The organism is Nocardia sputi (assembly GCF_023501985.1).
Window position 1 is genome coordinate 102,251 of record NZ_JAMFLC010000003.1, and the last position, 21,232, is coordinate 123,482.

At 65.8% G+C, this 21,232-nt stretch carries 16 protein-coding genes and 1 pseudogene; 6 read left to right on the top strand and 11 right to left on the bottom strand.

Features of this window, described 5'->3' with window-relative positions:
- The first annotated feature begins 107 nt into the window (after positions 1-107).
- Positions 108-6,782: a type I polyketide synthase gene (locus M8859_RS05345; protein WP_249643939.1), complete on the top strand. Its 6,675-nt coding sequence runs from the start codon at positions 108-110 to the stop codon at positions 6,780-6,782.
- Between the two features lie 184 nt (positions 6,783-6,966).
- On the opposite strand, the gene M8859_RS05350 is transcribed toward M8859_RS05345, so the two are convergent.
- The 10 genes from M8859_RS05350 to M8859_RS05385 all read right to left on the bottom strand — a co-directional run bounded on the left by M8859_RS05350 (position 6,967) and on the right by M8859_RS05385 (position 15,594).
- Positions 6,967-7,527 (bottom strand): EF-hand domain-containing protein, encoded by a 561-nt coding sequence (locus M8859_RS05350; protein WP_195071099.1) that lies wholly within the window; start codon positions 7,525-7,527, stop codon positions 6,967-6,969.
- Between the two features lie 480 nt (positions 7,528-8,007).
- On the bottom strand, positions 8,008-8,796 hold the full coding sequence (locus tag M8859_RS05355) for an oxidoreductase (protein ID WP_159925788.1): 789 nt from the start codon (positions 8,794-8,796) through the stop codon (positions 8,008-8,010).
- A gap of 367 nt (positions 8,797-9,163) precedes the next feature.
- On the bottom strand, positions 9,164-10,168 hold the full coding sequence (locus M8859_RS05360) for a trehalose-6-phosphate synthase (protein ID WP_195071100.1): 1,005 nt from the start codon (positions 10,166-10,168) through the stop codon (positions 9,164-9,166).
- A gap of 494 nt (positions 10,169-10,662) precedes the next feature.
- Positions 10,663-10,812 (bottom strand): hypothetical protein, encoded by a 150-nt coding sequence (locus M8859_RS05365; protein WP_223514302.1) that lies wholly within the window; start codon positions 10,810-10,812, stop codon positions 10,663-10,665.
- Positions 10,809-11,252 carry an IS630 family transposase gene (locus M8859_RS05370; RefSeq protein ID WP_236565508.1) on the bottom strand — a complete coding sequence of 148 codons (444 nt, stop codon included), beginning with the start codon at positions 11,250-11,252 and terminating at the stop codon, positions 10,809-10,811. Before M8859_RS05370 ends, M8859_RS05365 begins: the two co-directional genes overlap by 4 nt.
- 521 nt (positions 11,253-11,773) lie before the next feature.
- Positions 11,774-12,433 carry a hypothetical protein gene (locus tag M8859_RS05375; protein WP_159925792.1) on the bottom strand — a complete coding sequence of 220 codons (660 nt, stop codon included), beginning with the start codon at positions 12,431-12,433 and terminating at the stop codon, positions 11,774-11,776.
- Between the two features lie 119 nt (positions 12,434-12,552).
- Positions 12,553-13,167 (bottom strand): ricin-type beta-trefoil lectin domain protein, encoded by a 615-nt coding sequence (locus M8859_RS37520; RefSeq protein ID WP_372492857.1) that lies wholly within the window; start codon positions 13,165-13,167, stop codon positions 12,553-12,555.
- Positions 13,049-13,411: a ricin-type beta-trefoil lectin domain protein gene (locus M8859_RS37525; RefSeq protein ID WP_372492858.1), complete on the bottom strand. Its 363-nt coding sequence runs from the start codon at positions 13,409-13,411 to the stop codon at positions 13,049-13,051. Before M8859_RS37525 ends, M8859_RS37520 begins: the two co-directional genes overlap by 119 nt.
- Before the next feature lie 138 nt (positions 13,412-13,549).
- A complete protein-coding gene (locus M8859_RS05380; protein ID WP_195071102.1) occupies positions 13,550-13,903 on the bottom strand; it encodes a hypothetical protein in 354 nt (117 codons plus the stop codon).
- Positions 13,904-14,289: 386 nt separating this feature from the next.
- On the bottom strand, positions 14,290-15,594 hold the full coding sequence (locus M8859_RS05385) for an HIT family protein (RefSeq protein WP_195071103.1): 1,305 nt from the start codon (positions 15,592-15,594) through the stop codon (positions 14,290-14,292).
- A gap of 1,084 nt (positions 15,595-16,678) precedes the next feature.
- On the opposite strand from M8859_RS05385, the gene M8859_RS05390 reads away from it, so the two are divergent.
- The 4 genes and pseudogenes from M8859_RS05390 to M8859_RS05405 all read left to right on the top strand — a co-directional run bounded on the left by M8859_RS05390 (position 16,679) and on the right by M8859_RS05405 (position 19,371).
- The gene (locus M8859_RS05390; protein ID WP_195071104.1) at positions 16,679-16,864 is read left to right on the top strand and encodes a hypothetical protein; all 186 of its coding nucleotides are present in this window, start codon (positions 16,679-16,681) and stop codon (positions 16,862-16,864) included.
- Between the two features lie 24 nt (positions 16,865-16,888).
- Positions 16,889-17,098: pseudogene (locus M8859_RS05395) on the top strand (hypothetical protein); the annotation flags it as partial.
- Between the two features lie 108 nt (positions 17,099-17,206).
- A complete protein-coding gene (locus M8859_RS05400) occupies positions 17,207-18,145 on the top strand; it encodes an alpha/beta fold hydrolase (RefSeq protein WP_195071106.1) in 939 nt (312 codons plus the stop codon).
- 80 nt (positions 18,146-18,225) lie between these two features.
- The gene (locus M8859_RS05405) at positions 18,226-19,371 is read left to right on the top strand and encodes an FAD-dependent oxidoreductase (RefSeq protein ID WP_195071107.1); all 1,146 of its coding nucleotides are present in this window, start codon (positions 18,226-18,228) and stop codon (positions 19,369-19,371) included.
- A 377-nt stretch (positions 19,372-19,748) separates the two neighbouring features.
- On the opposite strand, the gene M8859_RS05410 is transcribed toward M8859_RS05405, so the two are convergent.
- Positions 19,749-20,300 carry a TetR/AcrR family transcriptional regulator gene (locus M8859_RS05410; protein ID WP_249643940.1) on the bottom strand — a complete coding sequence of 184 codons (552 nt, stop codon included), beginning with the start codon at positions 20,298-20,300 and terminating at the stop codon, positions 19,749-19,751.
- Between the two features lie 128 nt (positions 20,301-20,428).
- Here M8859_RS05410 and M8859_RS05415 point away from each other — a divergent pair, with 128 nt between their 5' ends.
- On the top strand, positions 20,429-21,181 hold the full coding sequence (locus M8859_RS05415) for a hypothetical protein (RefSeq protein ID WP_195071109.1): 753 nt from the start codon (positions 20,429-20,431) through the stop codon (positions 21,179-21,181).
- The last annotated feature ends 51 nt before the right edge of the window (positions 21,182-21,232 follow it).

Consider the following 21,232-nt stretch of genomic DNA (forward strand, 5'->3'; position numbering starts at 1 on the left):
GGCCCGATCGCGTGATTCGAGAGTCTTTGTCAGCGAACGCTGTAACAGATCGGTGATGTACCGGCCCACCAAGGGAGTGCGCGTTGAACCGTAGCGACGAGCCGCTCGTGCCCTCAGATCGTCTGTATCTCACCGACTTCGAATCCGGCTCCGTCGACGGCGAACGGCGGCTCATCGAGCTGATCCGCGACGCGGCCGCCCGAGCGATCGGGAACAAGCGTGCCGCCATCCCGGTCGACAGAGCATTCTGGGACTCCGGCCTGGGATCGCTGCCCGGCGTGCGGCTGGCCAACCTCCTGGCCGAGGCGCTCGACGTTCCCATAGAGGCGAACGCCGTCTTCGAGTATCCGACGCCACGAGCGCTGGCCGAGCATCTGCGGTCCGTACTGACGGCCTCGGACGCGGCGGCATCCGGAATCACCGAGGCCACGCTCCACGCCACACCCGCCGCCATCGATGAGCCGCTGGCGATCGTCGGTATGAGCTGTCGGCTGCCCGGTGCAGTGGCATCCCCCGACGACCTCTGGCGCCTGGTCACCGAGGAACGTTCGGCCGTGTCCCCCTTCCCGACGAATCGGGGCTGGGACCTGAACAACCTGTTCGACCCGGACCCGGACCGCGCGGGCACCTGCTACGTGCGGCACGGCGGCTTCCTAGCCGATGCCGACATGTTCGACGCGGCGTTCTTCGGTATCTCTCCCCGCGAGGCGGTAGCGATGGACCCACAGCAGCGTCTCGTACTGGAAGCCGCGTGGGAGGTGCTCGAACACGCTCGCATCGACCCGACCACCCTGCGCGCTACCCCGACGGGCGTATACCTCGGGATGAGCACCTTCGGATACGACTCGATGACACAGCAGTCGGACACGGCCGGGCGATTCGTGGGTGCCTCCGACTCGTTCGCGGTCGCCTCCGGGCGTGTGGCCTACACCTTCGGTTTCGAAGGCCCGGCTCTGACGGTGGACACCGCGTGCTCGTCGTCCTTGGTCGCGTTGCACCTGGCCGGTCAGGCACTGCGGGCGGGCGAGTGCTCGCTGGCCATCGCGGGAGGCGTGACGGTCCTCTGCACTCCGCAACCCTTCGTACAGTTCAGTCGGCAACGCGCCCTGGCGCCGGACGCGCGATGCAAAGCGTTCGCCGCGGGCGCCGACGGGACCGTCTGGGGCGAAGGGGTGGCGATGCTACTGGTCGAGCGGCTGACCGACGCCCGCAGACGCGGCCATCGGGTACTCGCCGTCGTCCGCGGGACGGCGGTCAATCAGGACGGCAGGAGCAACGGGTTGACCGCCCCGCACGGACCGGCTCAGCGCCGCGTCATCCGCCAGGCGCTGGCCAACGCCGCCCTGACACCGCACGACATCGACATGGTCGAGGCCCATGGCACCGGAACGAAGCTGGGCGATCCGATCGAGGCACAGGCACTCATGGCGGTCTACGGCCGCGACCGCACCCCCGAACGGCCGCTGTGGCTCGGATCGGTGAAATCGAATCTGACCCACACGGTGGCTGCCGCCGGAATCGCCGGAATCATCAAGACCGTACAGGCCATGCGCCATGGAGTGCTGCCCAGGACGCTGCACGTCGACCGACCGGCGCCGCTGGAGTGGTCGGCGGGCGGGCTGTCACTGTTGACCGAGACACGGCCGTGGCCGGAACTCGAAGGGCCACGCCGCGCCGGGGTGTCCTCGTTCGGGATCAGCGGCACCAATGCGCACGTAATCCTCGAGGAAGCTCGCGAGCCCGTCGGTGACACCGGCTCGCATCCGGTCGCGGCACCCGAGCCCGGGACCGTGCCCTGGGTGGTGTCCGGTCGGGGTGCGCTCGCGCGGCGCGCCCAAGCGGATCGGCTCGTCGGCCACCTGCGCTCTCGCCCGGATCTGTCGGTGGTGGACGTGGCCTACACGTTGGCCACCACCCGCACAGCGTTCCCGCACCGCGCCGTGGTGCTCGCCGCCGACCGGGACGGCTACCTCGAGGGCATGCAGGCGATCGCCGAGGATCGCGAGACGCCCGGAGTGATCCTCGGCACCGCCGTGCCCGACCCCAAGATCGCGTTTTTGTTCACCGGTCAAGGCGCTCAACGCGCGGGCATGGGCCGGGAACTGTACGACCGCTCTGCGGTTTTCGCCGAGGCCCTCGACGCCGTTTGCGCGCATCTGGACCCATTGCTGGACCGGCCGTTGTTGGAGGTCGTCTTCGCCGACGAGGGGTCACCGGATGCCGCGCTGCTCGCCCGAACCGACTTCACCCAACCAGCGCTGCTGGCTTGCGAGCTCGCGCTCTTCCGTCTCCTCGAGGTGGCAGGCTTACGGCCGGACGTGCTGTTCGGCCACTCTGTCGGAGAGCTCGCCGCGGCGCATATCGCGGGCGTGCTCTCGCTGGCGGACACCTGCGCGCTGGTCGCGGCACGAGGCCGGCTGATGCAGGAGTTGCCCGCGGGCGGCGCGATGCTGGCGGTGGCGGCGAGCGAGCAAGAAGCCGCCGAGGCACTGGCCGGTCACGAGCACGAGTTGGCGATCGCCGCGGTGAACGGTCCACGGGCTGTGGTTCTGTCCGGGGATGAGGAGGCAATCGCCGATCAGTCCGCGTACTGGGAGGCATCGGGCCGTCGGACGCAGCGGCTGCGAGTCGGCCACGCCTTTCACTCTCCGCGGATGGGCGGCATGCTCGAGCGATTTCGGCAGGTGGCCGAGAAACTCTCCTATGCCCCGCCCCGTATCCCGCTCATCTCGAATGTCACCGGCGCTCCGCTCACAGCGGAACAAGCGTGTTCCCCGGCATACTGGGTTCGGCACGTCCGGGAGACAGTGCGCTTCCACGATGGGCTGCGCCGGATGAACGCCGACGGTGTGACCGGATACCTGGAAGTCGGCCCCGATGGCGTGCTGACCGCTCTGGTCCGCGATTGCCTGCCCGAGGCACAGTCGTTCGGCCCGGTCCTGAGCCGCCGCAGGCCCGAGGCCTCGGCCATGACGACCGCACTGGCCCGGGCACACATCCACGGTGTGACGCTGCACTGGGACACCCTCTTCGCCGCGCTACGGCCACGGCAGGTGGACCTACCCACGTACGCCTTCCAGCGTCATCGGTACTGGCCCGAGAGAGCGGTGGTCGGACGCCGAGCCGTCCCCGTCACCCCCGCTGTCGCCGACCACCCGTGGTTGACGGCTCCGGTCGAACTCGCCGGTTCGGGCGGGCACGTCTACAGCGGCCGACTGACACCCAGGACCGACCCATGGCTTTCCGAACACGCCATCGGAGGCACTGCGGTGTTCCCCGGCACGGCACTGCTCGAGCTGGCATCACACGCCGGCGAACGACTCGGCTGTAATCGCCTGGACGAGCTGATCCTGCACGCCCCGCTGCCGGTGCCCGACGAATGCGAGGTGCTGCTCCAAGTCGAGGTCGGTCCGCCAGGCGAGAACGGGGACCGGCAGCTGACCATCTACGCTCGGCCCGAAGCCGATCCCGATGTCGCCGAGCCCGGCTCATGGACACGACACGCGACCGGTACCGTGGCCCCCGCCACCGGGCTACCATCCGAGTCGTCGGCGTGGCTGCGGGCTGGGGACGCCCCGTGGCCCCCACCGAATGCCGTGCCGATCCCACTCGACGATCTCTATCGGCAACTGGCCGAACGTGAGATGGACTACGGGCCGGCGTTCCGTGGCCTACGCTCCGCCTGGCAGCTGGAAACGGACGTGTATGTGGAGGCGAGACTCCCGGAGGAGCTCCCCCCGAGCGGGTTCGGCGTACATCCCGCACTACTCGACACAGTGCTGCACGCGACTCGGTTCGCAGTGGCACGATTCGCCGACGGACCGGCCGAACTGTGGCTGCCCTTCTCGTGGAGCGGCGTCGATCGGTACGCACCCGGTGCGTCCGTGCTGCGGGCCAGGCTCCGGCCAGGGAGGACCGACACCAAGGACTCGATCGAGCTGTCCCTCACCGTGACAGACGAGGCCGGCAGTCCGGTCATCGAGGTCGCCTCGCTCGTTCTGCGGCCGGCGATGCCGGCCGGAGAGGGCAAGCAATCCGCCGCCGAAGCCCTGTTCCGGCTCGACTGGGTCCGCGCCCCCGAGCCGGACGCATGGGCGTGGTCCGATGACTGTGCCTACGCCGTACTGGGTCCCGACCGACTCCCTATGGCCGCGGCGCTCGAAGCGAACGGACACTCGGTCGTGGCGGCGCCCGACTGGTCAGCGTTCGTCCTCTCGGTGGCCGGGGGGACCCCCGTACCGGATGTCGTGTTGGTTCCGTACGTCGGTGGGGAAGAGGACAGCATGCTGATCCGGCGAACACACGTCATGAGCGCCCAGATTCTGCACCTGCTCCAGGCCTGGCTCGCAGACGATCGTTTCGCCGGAACTCGACTTGTCGTAGTGACCCGAGAGGCAGTGTCCGCCATCTCAGGAGATCGCGTGGAAAACCTTGCCTGTGCACCTATCTGGGGACTGGTCCGGGTCGCGCAGACCGAGAACCCCGAGCGGATCCTGCTGCTCGACGTGGAGAAGGGCGCCGACCTACCCCAAGCGCTGGCAGCGGCTCGCGCGTCCGGACAGCCGCAGTCGGCTTTCCGGGCGAACACACTCTACGTGCCTCGGTTGGCGCGTGCGGACACCGCGACCGACGAGCTCCGGCGGCCCGCCGACGGCTCACCGTGGCGTCTCGCTCCCACGGAGCCGGGCGATCTCGACCGATGGACCCTCGAATCACGGTCGCACGGTCCGCTTCGAGCGGGCCAGGTCCGGATCTCGGTGCGAGCGGCAGGCGTCAACTTTCGCGATGTGATGATCGCCTTGGACATCTACCCGGGCGAGGCCACGATGGGGCGCGAGGTAGCCGGGGTGGTGACAGAGGTGGGTACCGGGGTCACCGGATTCGTCCAGGGCGATCGAGTGATGGGCGTGGTCTCAGGGGGCTTCGCGTCATCGGTCGATGCCGACCACCGGGCCCTGGTCCGGATCCCCGCCGGCTGGTCATTCGCCCAGGCAGCCGGGTTCCCTATCGCCTTCCTGACGGCCCACTACGCCTTGCTGGACCTGGCGGGCCTGACGCGCGGGGAATCGGTCCTCATCCATTCCGCCGCCGGTGGGGTGGGCATGGCCGCCCTGCAACTGGCCCGGCACATCGGGGCAGAGGCGTATGCCACGGCCAGCCCCGGCAAATGGGAAGCCCTGTACGAGCAGGGCATCGACGACCGGCACATCGCCTCTTCGCGCACGCTCGAGTTCGAAGAACACTTCCACCGCGCCACCGCTGGGGGTGGAGTCGACGTAGTGCTCAATGCCCTGTCTCGGGAATTCACAGACGCCTCGTTGCGTCTGCTCCGCCAGGGCGGGCGCTTCATCGAGATGGGCAAGACCGACGTCCGTGAGCCTCGAACGGTCACCGCCGAACATCCCGGAGTGAGCTACCAACCCTTCGACCTAGGAGACCTGGGACCAGCTCGCCTCGAGGAAAAGTTCGCCGAGCTCGTCGTTCTGATCGAGAACGGAGCCATCCGCCCGCTGCCGATTCACGCCTGGGACATCCGGCAGGCAGGTGAGGCACTGCGATTCGTCAGCCATGCCCGGCACACCGGCAAGGTAGTACTGACCGTCCCGGTCGAGCCGAATCCCGAGAGAACCGTGCTCATCACCGGAGGCACCGGCACACTCGGAACTCTCCTCGCCCGACACCTCGCGACCGCACACGGAATGCGCCGACTGGTACTGGCCGGCCGGAGCGGAACGACGACCGAAACCGCACCTGATCTCGCCACCGAACTGGCCGCGGTCGGCGCCGAAATCCGCATCGTTTCCTGCGATGTCTCGGATCGAGAAGAAGTCGCCGCACTACTGGCGTCGATACCCTCACTGGGTTCTGTCGTGCACGCGGCGGGCACCGTGGACGACGGGACACTCGAATCGCTCGACACCGATAAATTGGAGCGGGTACTGCGGCCGAAGCTCGATGCCGCCATCCACCTGCACGAGCTCACCCGCGACCTGGACCTGGCGGAATTCATCATGTTCTCGTCCGGCGCGGGCCTGTTCGGCAACGCGGGCCAAGCAAACTACGCCGCCGCCAACACTTTCCTCGACGCCATGGCCTACCACCGGCGCGCAGAAGGTCTCCCCGCCTGCTCGGTGGCCTGGGGCCTGTGGGCACCGCCTTCACGAATCAGTAGCGGGGTGGACCGCATCAGGCAGCAACGTCTCATCCGTGGCGGGGTGGTGGCGCTGTCGGTCACCGATGGCTTGACGCTGTTCGACGCGGCCAGAGGCAGCGCACGAGCGATGACAGCCGCGATGCGGTGGAATCTGGCCGTTTTGCGCTCATCCCATCTCGAGCAACCACTGCTGCTGCGCGACCTCGTTCCGCGCCGTGGCCTCCCTGTCGGCTTGCGAGCACACCACGACAGCCCATCATCCTGGGCGCGGCGGTTGGCAGGAGCCGGCGCGGCGGAACAACACCGTCTCGTGCTGGAATTGGTTCTCACTCAGGCAGCCGATGTGCTGGGATACCCCGCCGGCCACACGGTCGCTCCCGACGAAAAGTTCCAAGACCTCGGCTTCGACTCGCTCACCACTGTGGAACTCCGTAACCGCCTCAACCGAATCACCGGCCTACACATGGGAACCAATGCGTTGTTCGACCATCCGAACTCCGCAGCTCTGGCACACCAACTGGGCAGGGAACTTCTGCGGAGCAGAACTACCACCCCACCGGCCTCTCAAACGATGGAAGTTCCCCACGCCAACGCCGATGCCGTGCTGGAAGCGCCTGCAGACCGATAACACACAGCCGCGGTGACAGCGATAGCTGTATTCGGAAACTTTTCGCGGAATGAGGTATGCGCCAGAGCAATGCGAGTGAGATTTCGAGTATACAGAATCATCCCTGCGCTCCCGGAGGCCGCCGGGAGCGCAGGGATGAAAAGGCCGCCCAACGGCGGAAACGACTTCCCCGGAATCCTCGGGATTATTGGCCGGGAGACGGATCGACCACCCAGCTTCCCGCCGAGTCCGGCGAGTCGTTGAAGAAGTATTCGCGGATCGAGGCGAGGACGACCTCTCGTGAGATCAGTCCGTCGTCGTCGCGATCGAAATGACGGAGAATTTCATCGATCTCGGGCTGCGAATGGTTCAGCAGTGAACCGGCCCACAGAGTGAACTCGGTCGCGGTCAGCTTTCCGTCACGATCGGCGTCCGCGATGTCCAGAGCCGCGTTGATCAGGGGAAGGTAGTCTTCTTCGAACGAGTCGACCGTCTCCAACGAACCTGACAGAGATGCTTCTTTGAACTCTTCTTCGCTTACCTTCCCGTCGCTGTTCGCGTCGCAATGAGCGACCAGTCGATCCCACACAGCGAAATTCAACTCCGCGACCCGCTGCATCTCGGGGTCATCGGGTTCCCGTCCGAAGGCCTGTCCCATACGTTCCACCGCGAGGGCGAAGTCGCCACGCTCGATAACACCGTCCCCATTCACGTCGTAGGCATGGAAGCGCTTGCTGAGTTTGCGGTCGAGAAAATCAGAGATCATGTTCCTGAACACTCTTTCTCTCTTGACATTACAGCCGAGAAGCGGACTCGTCCTGACACGACCGAGTGCAGGTCCAGCATATCGAGCGGCTAGGCGTGCTCGGGGAGAAATGCCGGAATCACCGGGTCCACAGCTGTGGTATCAACCATCTCGGCAACCGCCGACTCACGCTCCGTGCTGACTCTCCGAAGACGAACTCCCTCAACGGATCCCGCGTCACCGACACTGACACACCAGCGGCGGCCGCGACACCGAAAAGAACACACCGCGGACCACCGCGAATGACGTGGTGTATCAACGCTCCGCCGGACACCGACAAATCTGCCAGATCGAGCCGGTCAGCACGGCTACCGCACTACCCTCATCCGTAGCGACAAGGCCGCATGGCCATGGGATGGCGCCGAGCGGTTGGTCCCGCAACCGGGCACGCGCATATAGCAGAGACGCCGCTGCACCGGCCTCGGTCGGCTCGTGCGGGTGTCAGACAGTCTTGATGGTGCCGCCGTCGATGACGAAGTCCGCCCCCACGATATTGGCAGACTTATCGGAAACGAGGAAGGCGATCAGTGCCGCGACCTCTTCCGGCTCGGAGATCCGGCCGGAGGCGATATTGAAAATATCACCGAGGTTCTCCAGTAGTTCGGCATGAGAAATACCCTGTGCCGCAGCGACGTTTGTTCCGAAACTTTCCGGACCACGCCACAGCGGACTACCCACCACACCAGGCGATACGGTGTTGACGCGCACCCCGTGCGGGCCGAACTCGTCGCTGAGTCGTTTGCTGAGGGCAGTCAGCGCGGCCTTGGCCTCGCTGTAGCCGATTGGGCCGGGAGTAGGGGTTTGGGCGAAAATCGAGGATATGTTCACGATCGATCCACGCCGTTGCAGTAGGCTAGGCAGTGCTGCCCGGGTGGCCCATACGGCGCTGAACAGATTGAGGTCGAACAGATTTCGCCACTGATCGTCGGTGACATCGAGAAAGCCGCCCAGCCCCAGCAGATCCGCATCACCCGCGCCCACGTTGTTGACCAGGATGTCGATACCGCCGAGCTCGGCGAGTGCACCGTCGATCAGCCGCGTCGCTCCCTCCGCAGTGCTCAGATCAGCTGACACCGCAGCGATACTTACCTTCTCCAGTTCAGGTGTGATGGTGCGGGCGCCACCGACGACCCGCACGCCTTCGGCAGTCAATGCCTCGGCTATGGCCAATCCGATACCGCGGCTGGCTCCGGTGACAACTGCTGTCTTGCCGGTCAATTCGAGATCCATGCAGATTCTCCTTCCTGAACTGCCAGTCGAAGGTAGCCGGCGCCGGGCTCAGCCGCACCGCCGCTTCGGGTCGGCCCGGGGTAGGCCGGGCAGCATGCGGGGATGATATCCGAATATCTCAATCGAGATCGGCAAAGTCGGACGAAATACGTTGGCATACCGAATAATTCGGCACCGCATGTAGTGCCCCGGCCCAGTAACTGGGGTGATGCACACATGTAGTCGTGTCCCAATCGCCGCTGCCGCGGCTACCGGATCCGCATGACAGCGGCCAGCGACTGGCTCTGGAACACGTTCGCTCATCCGGTCGGACAGGTCAGCGGTGTCGACGACGGTCAGCCGGTTCTCCATAAGCAGCGCTACGTAGTCATCCAGTGCCAACCGTGGTTCCAGGTCGGCCACTCGGTCGTGGCAGTAGGTGCGGCTCATGGCGCTGACTTGCGCCACAGGTGATCCGCACTGCGGCCGGGCCGGGTGTGTGGGCGCGGATGGCGGCGATGATGCGGGTTGCCCGGTCGATGGGCCGGTCGTGGCCCAAGAGGTGGGACAGACGTTTCGCGCGAGTGCGGCGCTCGGTGCGGTCGAGGGACAGGGCGCGGGCCAGCGTGGTGGTGAGGTCCTCGGGGGAATTCGGGTCGGCGAGTAGGGCGGCGTCGCCGAGTTCGGTTGCGGCACCGGCGTAGCGGGACAGCACCAGCACCCCGGGGCGGAAGCCGGGTCCGGTCACCGCCGACTGGGCGGCGATGAATTCCTTCGCAGTCAGGTTCATGCCGTCCTGCAGGGACGTTACCCAGAACACGTCCGCGGCCAGGTAGTGGTCGATCACCTCCGGGAGCGGCAGATTATGCGGGATATAGTCGATTGGTTGCCAACTGCCGACACGCCAGGCGTCGTTGATCTCGGTGGTGCGTCGCTCGAGAGTGCGGCGAGTGGTGTCGTATGCGGAAATGCCTGGTTCCGGTGGTGGGCAGACGAGCCGGAACACCAGTCGGCCGTGCAGGTCCGGGCGGTGGTCGAGCAACGCCGCTATGGCGTCGACTTTGTGTACAGGGGCTTTGGTGTAGTCGAGACGTTCGACAGAGAGCACCAATGCGTGTCGGCTCGGTCGTATGCGCGAGGCGCGGCTGCGGGCGAGTGCTTCGATGGCTGGACGGTCGATACCCAGCGGATGCACACCCAAGGCTGGCAGTGCGGGCTGGCCGACCAGAGTTTGTCGAAAGTTGTCGGCGAAGGCATCGGTGTGAAAACCAGCCCAATCCAACTTCGCGAGCGAGCAGAGGATTTCGTCTGCGGCGGGCAGGGCAGCGAACACCTCCGGCGGTGGGAACGGAGTGTGGTGGAACAGTCCGATGCGCAGGCGATATGCGCTCAAACATCGCTTTCAAGGAGCCGATGTGCGGATGCGACACGGAGGGGTTGCTGGGTTGCCGTAGAGATCAACCACCTCATCGCCAGCTATGACGGATCTCTGGCCACACCATGCTTAACAAGGCTTGATCAGCGGCAGTCCAGTTCACAGCGGCCGAGTGTACCCAGCCTCGGCCCCGCCTCCAACAGGCTTCTCTCCCGCGATCAGGAAACTACCGACCTGACTCGGGGTGTCCGGTGCGGTGCGCTGGACAGGTGGCTCGAGGGTCAGCAGCACCGGCCCCTCTGTACTGGAGGCGAGGCGTTCATCAAGGGTCGGTTCGTCGACCCGGACGAGGAGAATGGCGTCGCTTCGGCAAGAATCAGGTGGTGGACAAGGGCACGCTTCCGAATGAGTGGACCATCGAGGAGGTGCGGCGACGAGCGCAGGACAGCACCGTGGAGTTGTTGGATCTCACCACCCCGGTATTTCTGGCACCACTCGAACCTAGTGCTGTGTCAGGCAACGTTCGGTAGGTAATCCGGGTGCCGGATCTTGGATCCGACGGCGAAGTCGCGGACGGGTCGGGCGTGCTGGTTGCGCCAACGGATGTAGGTGCTGATCGCCTCGTCTTGTTCGCCGTGGCTGCGGTGGTCGGTGCCGTTCACAGCGCGAAGTACCGCAGCGCGGCGAACTCGCACTCGATACGGTTCAGCCACGAGGAGTAGGTAGGCAGGAACACCAGCTCGACCGCGTTCGCCGTGCACCACGCCTTGACCTCAGCGCGTTTGTGGACCGAGTAGTTGTCCCAGATCAGAGACAGTTTCCGGCCCGGCCAGCGCGCTCGCAGCGATTTCAGGAACGCCAGGAACTCCGTCCACCGTTTCCGGTCCGGGATCCGGTAGTACAACTGGCCTGAACGCAACGCACCGGACATGTGCCGGACGCCCTGGGTGCGCCGGTAGGTCGCGCGCAACCGGCGTGGCCGTCGGGCGGTGAACCAGCCGCGGCCAGGGCGGGGCTGCAGGTTCAGCGGCCCGAACTCGTCCACGCAGACCACGCGGCCGTCGGCGGGCGGATGGTCGTAGAGGTCGAGCACCCTCGCCATCTTGGCCTGAAAATCCGGGTCGCCCGGAGCCTTCCACGTTTTCGTGGCCTGTTCGCTGATTCTCGCAACACCGTCGTGCGCAACCCGATCGATGCTGCCGGTTGGATCCCGAACTTGGGTACGAGTTGGCCGTGGACACATTCGCTGCTAAGCCGAGGGTGTGCCACTGTTTGTCGCCTAACATCAGTGGTCCGTGAATCTCGACGACCGCCGTGAGTCGGCACACGACGTCGTTACGAACGACGACAACTGCTGGCGTTCGGTAACCGCGCCTCGCGGCAATTGAGGACGTTGGCCCAGAGGGCTCGTGGACGGCTCGTCGGCGGCGCTGCCTGGTCGGCGGGTGAAATCGGCCACCACACGATCCACCAACTCCGGCGGAAACGTCCACGTCGACAGCCCGACCGCGATGCGGTCGGACAATCGCTCATCCGTTTCCAGCTTGACCTGACCAGGTCTCGGCATCCACACACCTTCGGCCGCAGACCCTCCCAGGTAAAATCCTCGAGTCACTGGTTGGGCTAACAGGTCGACTTTTCTTCATCACTCAGACTGCGAGTCGTTGTTTGAATAGTTGAATGCTTACCGTCTGTTCCATCCGGGACAGCTTTGAAGATACCAGTGTAGATCCGATACTTCTGATCAGGAGGCCCGTCGGGGTAAGTTTGCATATATGGAGTCTCAAGGTACCCATAATAGATCTTCATGATTTGCGCGCGTTCGACGAAAGCAATGGTCCCCTGGTCCACCGTCACCTGAGTGCTTCCGCCTTCGGTGTGTGCGGTCTCGGATGAGGCTCCGAAGGCAATATTCGCCACATTCGGGCCGACGTTCACGCCGAAGGTGTACGCAGCTCTCGTCTCATCACTCCATGCGACGGTCTGCACCAGGCTGGCCGAGCTGCAATTTTTTGCCGAGGAACCCACCTGCTTGAATGGCACTCTCGGCGTCTCGAGCACGTCACTTGTCCCTTGGACGGTAAATGTACAGTTCATGCCATGACTCTCGCATTCCGTCAATAGTTCCCAACCGGACGGATCCGAGACGCCAATCTCGATGATCTCGTTGGCAGAGGCTGTCGGCGTCATTATCGAAAAAATTCCGAGGGTCATGATCGAGATCAGGGCCGCTCGCCCAACGCGCCGCGGTACCGTCGCCGGGCAGGTTTTCATCTTCTCCATCCTCTCCATGTCTGGTATCGCGTTCCCAGACCGTCTGTAGCCGTGCTGGAAAGTCTCGCCGTAACAATGGATACAGTCGGTCGGGTAGGTCTGTGCTTTTGGTCTTCGGTAGAGTTGTTCTACTTGATGTGGGCCGGAAGTCGCCACGGCTGCCCGTGGCAGTTCCAAATCCGCAGCTGGGTGCCATCGGAAACATCCTCGGCGTCCAGGCATCGACCCGACTGAGGGTTACGGAGCGTAGAACGCGTTGGTGTTCCGCCTTTTTCCCACCGCTGCGCTTCGGCTCCATTGCAGGGCCACAACTGCACTCGCGTGCCGTTCTTCGTGGCGCCACCGTCTACATCAAGGCATTTTCCGAGGATTTGCAGCGTGCCGTCTGCGTTAACGGTCCACCTCTGGTTCGCTCCCCCAAGGCAGGGCCACAACACAATCGATGTGCCCGCGGCATCTGAGCCCCCGTAAACGTCCATGCACTTGCCGCCAGGCCCGACGACAGGGCCGGTCCTAGGGAGGCTCCACTTCTGGTTCGCCCCCTCGTGACATTCCCAGATCTGAAGCCGGGCACCGCTATCGGTGGAGCCGTCCACGATATCCAGGCATTTACCCGTCTGCACGTTACGCAGCCTCGATCCGTCCGACCTCCACTGCTGTCTTTTTGTTGCGTTGCAAGTATACAGATGGGTCAGTGTTCCACTCCCGGTTCCGGTGCCGACAAGGGCCGAGACATTTGCCAAGAGCGGTCAGGGAGCCGTCAGGCTGAACCACCCATTGCTGGTTCACTGCGCCGGTACAGTCTGCCAACACGATCGGCGTACGATCTGCTGAGCCGCCCCCACTCACGGCCATGCATTTACCAGCCGCCCCCACTAAATGGCCGGTAGCCCAAGAGTCATCGGCCTGCGCTGACGGGCCAGATAGCGCCAGAATCACCATAGGAGCCACACAGAGCGCCGCTGCCAGCTTTTTAAGTCGGTTCATTCTTCCACCTATCCATTGCGCTAACCTCTGCAATTGTGGCTGCGGATATCGGCGGTCGTGAACGAGCCCAGCGCCGCCGCGGTGATCGCATGTATGCCACACTCGGCTGAACCAGAACTACTGAATGTTCTGGTCGGCTCAGCCGAAGATGATCGAGTCTCGCCTGGGTAGTTCCGCTGGGCGGTTGGCCTCCAGCCACATGTGGACTGCCTGGGCGACCCCCTGAACCAGCGGCACGCGGCGCTGTTGGGCGATACTCCGGAATTCCGCCCTCTGTCCGATTGGGAGGAAGGTCGCGAACGACTCGGCCCCCGCCGTGTCAATGGTGGCGGGTATTGATTCCAGCTCGCGCCATCCGGCGATGGCTTGTTCCACGGCGGTCTGGACCTCGAGGCCGAACTGGCCTGCTCTGGCCTTCAGCTGTTCGTGGAGCTGTTCGGGCAGCTCGGTGACGATCTTCTCTCGGTCGGAGCTGTCGGCTAGAAGACCCATGATGGACACCTTTGCCGAGTAGTGCGGGCGACTGCGTGGTATCGGGCCTGCGGCCCACATCATCCCTTTGCCGGGCATGCACGCCCCTGTGGATACTACCGGCCGCACGCCGCTTATCCGTGGGAATCGTTGTGCAGAGCTTTCTTTCGCGAACAGAGGTCATATCGGCCAATGTCGCGGCGAGCCGAGCGAGCATTGAGCGGACAGACTGTTCGGTGGCATAGTCACCTCGGTCAGCGGGGTGCAGGTTGGTGGTCAGCCGCAAAGGCATACGCTCATCGACCGCTACCCACGGCTGGCGAAACTCCGCGATCAGCTGATCGCCGCGCCGATTGTGCGTGTGCGCCGAGTCCAGCCCGAGCCGTCCTGAGCCGAGCGGATCGCAGTCATGAGTCGTCGGCCAGTGCTGCACGGATCCGCGTCGCGAACTGCGTCATCTCGGTGTCGTTGTAGTCGAGGATGCCGTTGGATGCGTCGACCGCGTAGAGCTGCTGGCAGGCGTAGGGCACGCCGGGCGGCAGCGGGGCGATGTGCCAGTGAACATGCGCGTTGCCGAGTTTCGCGCCCAGCGACATCACGTAGGTACGCTCCGGATTCGTCACCGCGGCGACGGCGCGGGCGACCCGGTGCACCACCGATTGCAGCCGCAGGTACTGCTCGGTGGTGAGATCGCCCACCACGTCTTCGACGTGGCGGCGCGGCACCACCAGCACATAGGCGGGCAACGTGGGATACCGGTTCAGGAACGCGACATGCTCGCCGTCGTCGAAGACCGTGTGGTGCTCGTAGCCGGGCTCGCCGGCCAGGAAGGCGCACACGAAACACTGCTCGGCCCGCACCCGCCGTTCGTAGCCGGCCAGATCCATCGGCACACGGCGCGCCTCGAGGTCAGCCACACTGTCCGGTAGTGTCGCTTCGGGTTTCGCCGCGATCAGATGGGCGAAGCGGGCCGTTTCGACATAGGGGTGCCGGTCGGCGAGCAGATTCTCCAGCCGCAACAGCTGGGCGAAGAACTGCGGATCGTGTTTGGCGTCGTCGTCACTGATCAGATCGCACACCGCGCGCACCCCGTAACGGACCGGTCGACCCAGACCTGCGGCGACCATATCGGCAGCCAGCTCGGTCGCTGTGACCGCGTCGATCTCGGTGTCGTAGGTGACCGACGTCCGGGTTGTGGCGTCCAGCAGCCGCACGGCCTCGTCCAGCTCCCCGCGCCGCACAGCCGCGGTCAACGGGTCGCTGGCGGGATTGGGCACGAGCACCGACAGCAGTCCGCCCGGCCCCAGCACCGACACCATCGACTCGAGCGCTTCAGGTCGGTCCGGCGCGTATTGCAGCACATTGTGGGCCATGACCACGTCGTACGAATCGCACGCCACCACAGCGGTCAGGTCCGCGATGTCTGCGCACCGGATCTCGATCGAATCCGCGCAACGGTGCGCCGCGGCCAGCGCCATGGCCTCATCGAGCGAGGCACGCGACATGTCGACGATAGTCACGCGGTGTCCCACAGCGGCCAAGCGCACCGCGTCCAAGCCATTGCCCCCGCCCACGTCGAGCACCGCCAGCGATGACCGGTCCGGCAGATGCCGGGCGAGATTGGCCGCCACCTGCTCATAGCGCAGCCGACCCCACGGCGTGGCCTGGTAACCACGGAAAGCGTCCAAGTGCCGATCGAATGCCGAGACCATAAGGCCCTTCCTACCCGACCCGAACACGAATCAGTCCGACCAGCGCGCACCGGGGCCATAACGCCAAATCGCCTCGGTCATCGCTTCGAAGGCTGTGCGGGGCAGGACACAGGCGAGTTCGGGCAGCAAATGCACAATGTCGGCGACACTCAGCGCCGCAGACACTTTCGGGTCCGGCACGGGTTCTGGTCGAGCAGCCAGGCATGCAGCTTCATCAGCTGCTGCTCCCCCCTCGGCCGGCCGCGCAACGCGCGCGAAGTTGCCATACCGGCAGGCAACAGCGACCCCAACTGTGCTGAATTACTCCGGCTCATGCGCCTGACCAGCAGCATGTCCGATTTCACGCGTCGGAATGAGATCGCGCTCCAATGGAACAGGGCCAGCTGTGATCACGTCGGCCGCGGCGCGCGTGATGGCACCGCGCAACCGCCGCCGCAGCCGCGCGAACCACGATCCGCGACGCGGAAGACCCGGCTGCGGGTAGGCAGAGCGCCAGCCCGGCGGTGGCACCGGCGCCATCCCGGGCACCAGTACCCGCCCCCCTGGATCCCTCACCGGAGGAGCAGGGTCACCGATCATCGCGCGAGCCCACCCCTGCGCGTCGAACAGCACCTCTCCCGGTAGTCCCGTCGCTTCCTCGAGTGCACCCGGGTAGACGCGGGCGTAGGCGCGGTTGACCTCGACCGCCGCCGGCGGCGGCAGCAACATCCAGTCCGCACACAGCCGCGTCGGCGTCCATCGAGTGAACCAACGCCGGCTCGGGATCTCCCTCGACATCGAGCAGGCCGTGCCCGTTCTTCGGCGGCGGTTGATCCGGTGGTGGATGTCCTGCCGTCAGCGAGTTCCACCTCGAGTCCTTCTTCCAAGCCTCGCCGCGCACGCAGCGCGCCTCGACTTTCGACGACGATCGAGCCGGACTCCCGTAACCGCCGCAACCGCCGCCGACCAGGCAACGGCGGGTGGTGGATCGGACCGAACACGTCGCGACGCGGTCAGCGACCGATCTGTCCCCACCGTAGACACCACGGCCGACGGGTCGAGCCCGAGGCCATCAGGGAGCTCTACCGTCACCTGGCCCCCCTATGTGGGCTACCCCGTCCTGGTCTCCGCCTTCCAGCGCCTGGCCGAGCTCGGCCTACCCGCCGCGCAGGACACCGGCCCGGTCGCGCCGGTGCCGCCCAGCGGCGCACTCGCCCGCGCGGTGCGCGGTATGCAGGACGTGGACCCGGGACTGGCGGCGTTCACCGAGGACCAGTTCGCCCAGCGCTGAGCCCGCCCGTATCTCAGTGTCCGGGAGCGGGCACTCGCCTGCCTGGTCGTGGATATCTTCTATCAGACCCGGGGAGCATCTCTGCATCTGCACGCGGAGCTGGCGCGGGCGGACGGCGCCACGGAGGAGACCTTCCGAGATCTGATCCGCGGCGTGGCCGAGTTCGGGCTCGCCCGAGCATGGGCCGCCGCCGCGGCTCTACTCCCCGGGCCGGAACCGGGCACGGAGCCGTGATCCACCGAAACTATCTGGCGGGGATGTGACCTGCGACACGGTCCGTCACGCGGGGCGACGGTCGTTCGTCCAAGAGGCACAGGGTTCCTCTGATCAGAAAGTTGTGTCATGACATCGAAACCGGTGTTCACCCGGCTTGCCGCGATCGCCGCCGTGCTGGTCGGCGCACTTGCCGCCTTCGTCGTTCCCGTCGCGCGCGCGCAGCCGCCGACCCTGGGCCATCAGTCGCAGTACCTTTCGCGGGTGGAGTCACGGTATGTCGACACCGAGCTCGCTCGTTTCCACTACACCCGGACCGGGACCGGATCGCCCGTCGTGCTCGTCGCGGGTGGTGGGCTGTGGGGGTACTCCTGGCGAGACGTGATCCCGGCATTGGCCGCCGAACACACCGTCTATGCCGTCGACCTGCCCAGCCAGGGATTCACCGAACTGCACCGCGGCGACTTCGCCTACGATCTGCCGGCGATGTCGCAGGCGCTGGCGACCTTCCTCGATGCCGTGGGCCTGCACCGGACGGCGCTCGTCGGTCATTCGTGGGGTGGTGCCTGGAGCCTGTACTTCGCCGAGCAGCACTCCGACCGCGTCGAACGCCTCGTCCTGCTCGACTCGCCCGGTCTGGACGCCGAAAAGGCCCCGGTCACACCGCTGTTCACCACCCCTGTAGTAGGCGAGCTCGCGACCGACCTCACCACCCGGTCCTTCTATGCCGACAATATCCGCGGCACCTTCCACAACAAGCATCTGGTCACCGAAGAGGTGATCGACGAGCTCTACGCACCGTTCTCCCGGCCGGCCAATCGCGCGGGTTTCCTGTCGTTGTGGCGCAACATGGACTTCCGGCTCACCGACGCCGGGCTCGCCCGGGTCGCCGCACCCACGCTCGTGCTGTGGGGCGGCGCTGACAGCTGGCTGCCCGCATCCCAGGCGGGCCGCCTGGCAGCGCGCATCCCGGATGCGGCGGCCACCGTCCTCCCGAATTGCGGGCACACCGTCCATGAGGATTGCCCCGCGCAAACCAACCCGCTGATCACCGGATTCCTCCGCTGAGACTTCTCGATTATCTATCGACAACCGTGAATTCGCCCCCTTTCTCCGATCCCGAAAAGTATTGAGCTCGAGGAGCCGTCATGAACAATCCGATAGCGGAAGTGCTGATCGTCGGAGCGGGCCCGGTCGGCCTGACCGCGGCGGTTGTACTGGAACAACGGGGACACGACGTTGTGATCGTCGACCGGCAGGCCGAGGGCGCCAACACCTCCCGCGCGGCGGTGGTACACCCGCACACCCTGGAAATACTGGAGCCCTACGGCGTGGTCCCGGCCCTGGTGGAGCGCGGCGTGCACACCCCGACCTTCACGATCCGCGACCGGGATCGCCTGCTGATGGCGATTCCGTTCAACGAGCTTCCCACCGCCTACCCGTACACGCTGATGATCTCCCAGGCCGACACCGAGAAATTCCTGCTGGATCGGCTCACCGCACTGGGCGGGAAGGTCACCCGCCCGGCCACGGTCACCGGGATAACGCAGGAACCGGATTCGGTCACCGCGACCCTTTCGGAAGGCGGGCCGCTTCATGCGCGCTACCTGCTGGCGGCGGACGGCATGCACAGCCTGGCGCGGGAACGGTCGGGAATCGGATTCACCGGCGGCACCTACGCCGAATCGTTCACCCTCGCCGACGTCCGCCTCAGCGGCGGAGTACCCACCGACGAGGTCATCCTGTTCTTCTCACCGGCCGGGCTGGTAGTGGTCGCGCCGCTGCCCGACGACAGATTTCGGATCGTGGCGACCGTGGACGAGGCACCGCAGGACCCGGATATCGCGTTCGTGCAGGGATTGCTCGATGAACGCGGCCCGCAGGCCCACCCGGTCGTGGTCGAAGAAGTGGTGTGGGGGTCACGTTTCCGCGTCCACCACCGGATCGCCGACACCTTCCGCCACGGCCGGGTCCTGCTCGCCGGCGATGCCGGGCACGTGCACTCACCGGCAGGCGGCCAGGGAATGAACCTCGGTATCGAGGACGCCGTCACGGCCGCGACGACGCTGTCCCGGGTCCTGACCGGTGAACCGGAAAGCCTGCTCGATGAATACGCCGCCGCTCGGCGCCGCACCGCCGCAACCGTGGTATCCACAGCGAGCCGGCTCACCGACCTGGCCACCGCCTCCGCGCGGGTGCGACCGATGCGCAATACCGCTATGGCGCTGGCAGGTAAGGCCGCGCCCGTGCGGAACCGGTTGGCGTGGCGCCTGTCCGGACTCGACCGCCGCTGAGAACCTGGCCACCTCGAACTCGGGGAGTCGAGGTGTACGCGATACGGCAGTACGAGTTCGGTGCGCCGGAACGGCTGGTGTGCGCGTCGGTGCCCGACCCGGTGCTGGGTGCATGGCAGATACCGGTCGAGCTGCACGCGGCCGGGGGGCGCACCGGATCGATTCGGTGCTCCCGCCGGAGACGCCCGGCTCCGGTTCCGCCGCCGCGGGTGCCGATGACGCTGGGGCAAGAGGTGGCCGGTGTCGTCACCGGGCTGGGCGTCGAGGTCGATGGGCGGTGGCTGGGCCGGCGTGTGGTGGTCCCTCTCGGAGCCGGTTACGCCGTACCGGCCGTGGCCGATACCGCTGGTCTGCACGAAATACCCGACAGCGCAGAATTATTGCGTACCGACCAGGTAGCGCTGCAGTGTGGGGCCGAGCCATTCGATGATGGCTTCGCGGGAGAGATCGACCACCGGCGGAATGAGCAGCACATACCGGCACAGCGCCAAGCCGAGTGCCTGGGAGGCCGCGAGCCCGGCCCGGGCCGGAGCCCCGGCGGGATCGCCGGTGAGCTCGGCGATCATCGGGACCAGTTGAGCGGCGAAGATACCGCGCATCCGCTCGGCGCTGTCGGTATCGGTGACCGCGGTCCGCAGCAGGATCCGCAGCACCTCGTCGCCCTCCCACCGATCGGCGATATGGGCGGCCAGGGCCTGGCCCACTTGGTCGGACGGCAGGACTGCCAGGTCGGGCAGTTCCAGGTCCAGATCCACTGCATTGGCGAACAATTGCTGTTTGCTGCCGTAGTAGCGCATGACCATGGACGGATCGATGCCGGCATCACCGGCGATCGCGCGGATCGTCGTGCGGTCGTACCCATCGGCGGCGAACCGCTCCCGGGCGGCCTCCAATATCACGGCCTTGGTCTGCGCCGACGACCTTCTCATGTCCCGCAGTGTATACCAACAACCGTTTGCAAACGGTTGTTGACTTCCCGGAGTCATGGGTCCATGATGATTGCCAACGCTCGTTGGCAAACGAGTGTTGACAGAAAAGGCGAGAATGGAGTGCGAACATGCGCATCGTGAACGAACACCTCAACCCGAGTCAGGCCGCACTGGTCGCACCGAGCGGCACCGGATATCTCCTGCTCGCAGCCGAGGTCGACCGCCGGCCGATGTTCCTGCCCGGCAGCCGAGCCAAGGCTCGCCTGATCCGCGAGGCCAAAACGGTCACCGCGGAGCTCGAGCGGCTCCCGGAGGTCGTGCGCGCCACCGTGTTCCGAGGATTCGCCCACCTGGTCTTCGGCGAGAATCACCGCTTGCTGCGCCGCGCGGTCGCCGCGGATCGGCTGCGACCGGCCCGCTACGACGTGGTGATCCTCGTCGAGGTCACTAGCCCCGCAATGATCGACACACTGCGGACCCACGCCCACTACCGTCGACTCACACAGCTCGTCGTGGCCGGGGCCCGGCGTACCTTCGAACTTGCTGCCGCCAACCCGCGCAATATGGGCGATGTCGACGCCACGCGGCAAGGGGTGTTCCTGTTCAACTTCTTCTACGGGCAGGAGGAAAAGGAACTCGTCCCGGTGTGGGAATACACGGCGGGATGGTGGGCGGTCAACACCGGGCTGGACAACTCCCGAGTCATGCAGCCGCTCCCCGGGGAATCGCGCGACTACGGCATCATCAACCACTGCCGGTGGGACCGCCTGCGCGACGTGGCGCCGAAGATGATCTTCCGGCCCTCGTTCCGGCGGTTCGTCCTGGCCAACTTCGCCGCCAACGACATCTCCGCACAACCCGCCCTCTACCGGCTGGCATGACTCTCGGCCGAACAACTGCGCCAGGCCGATCGCTGCGAGCGTGGGAGCACC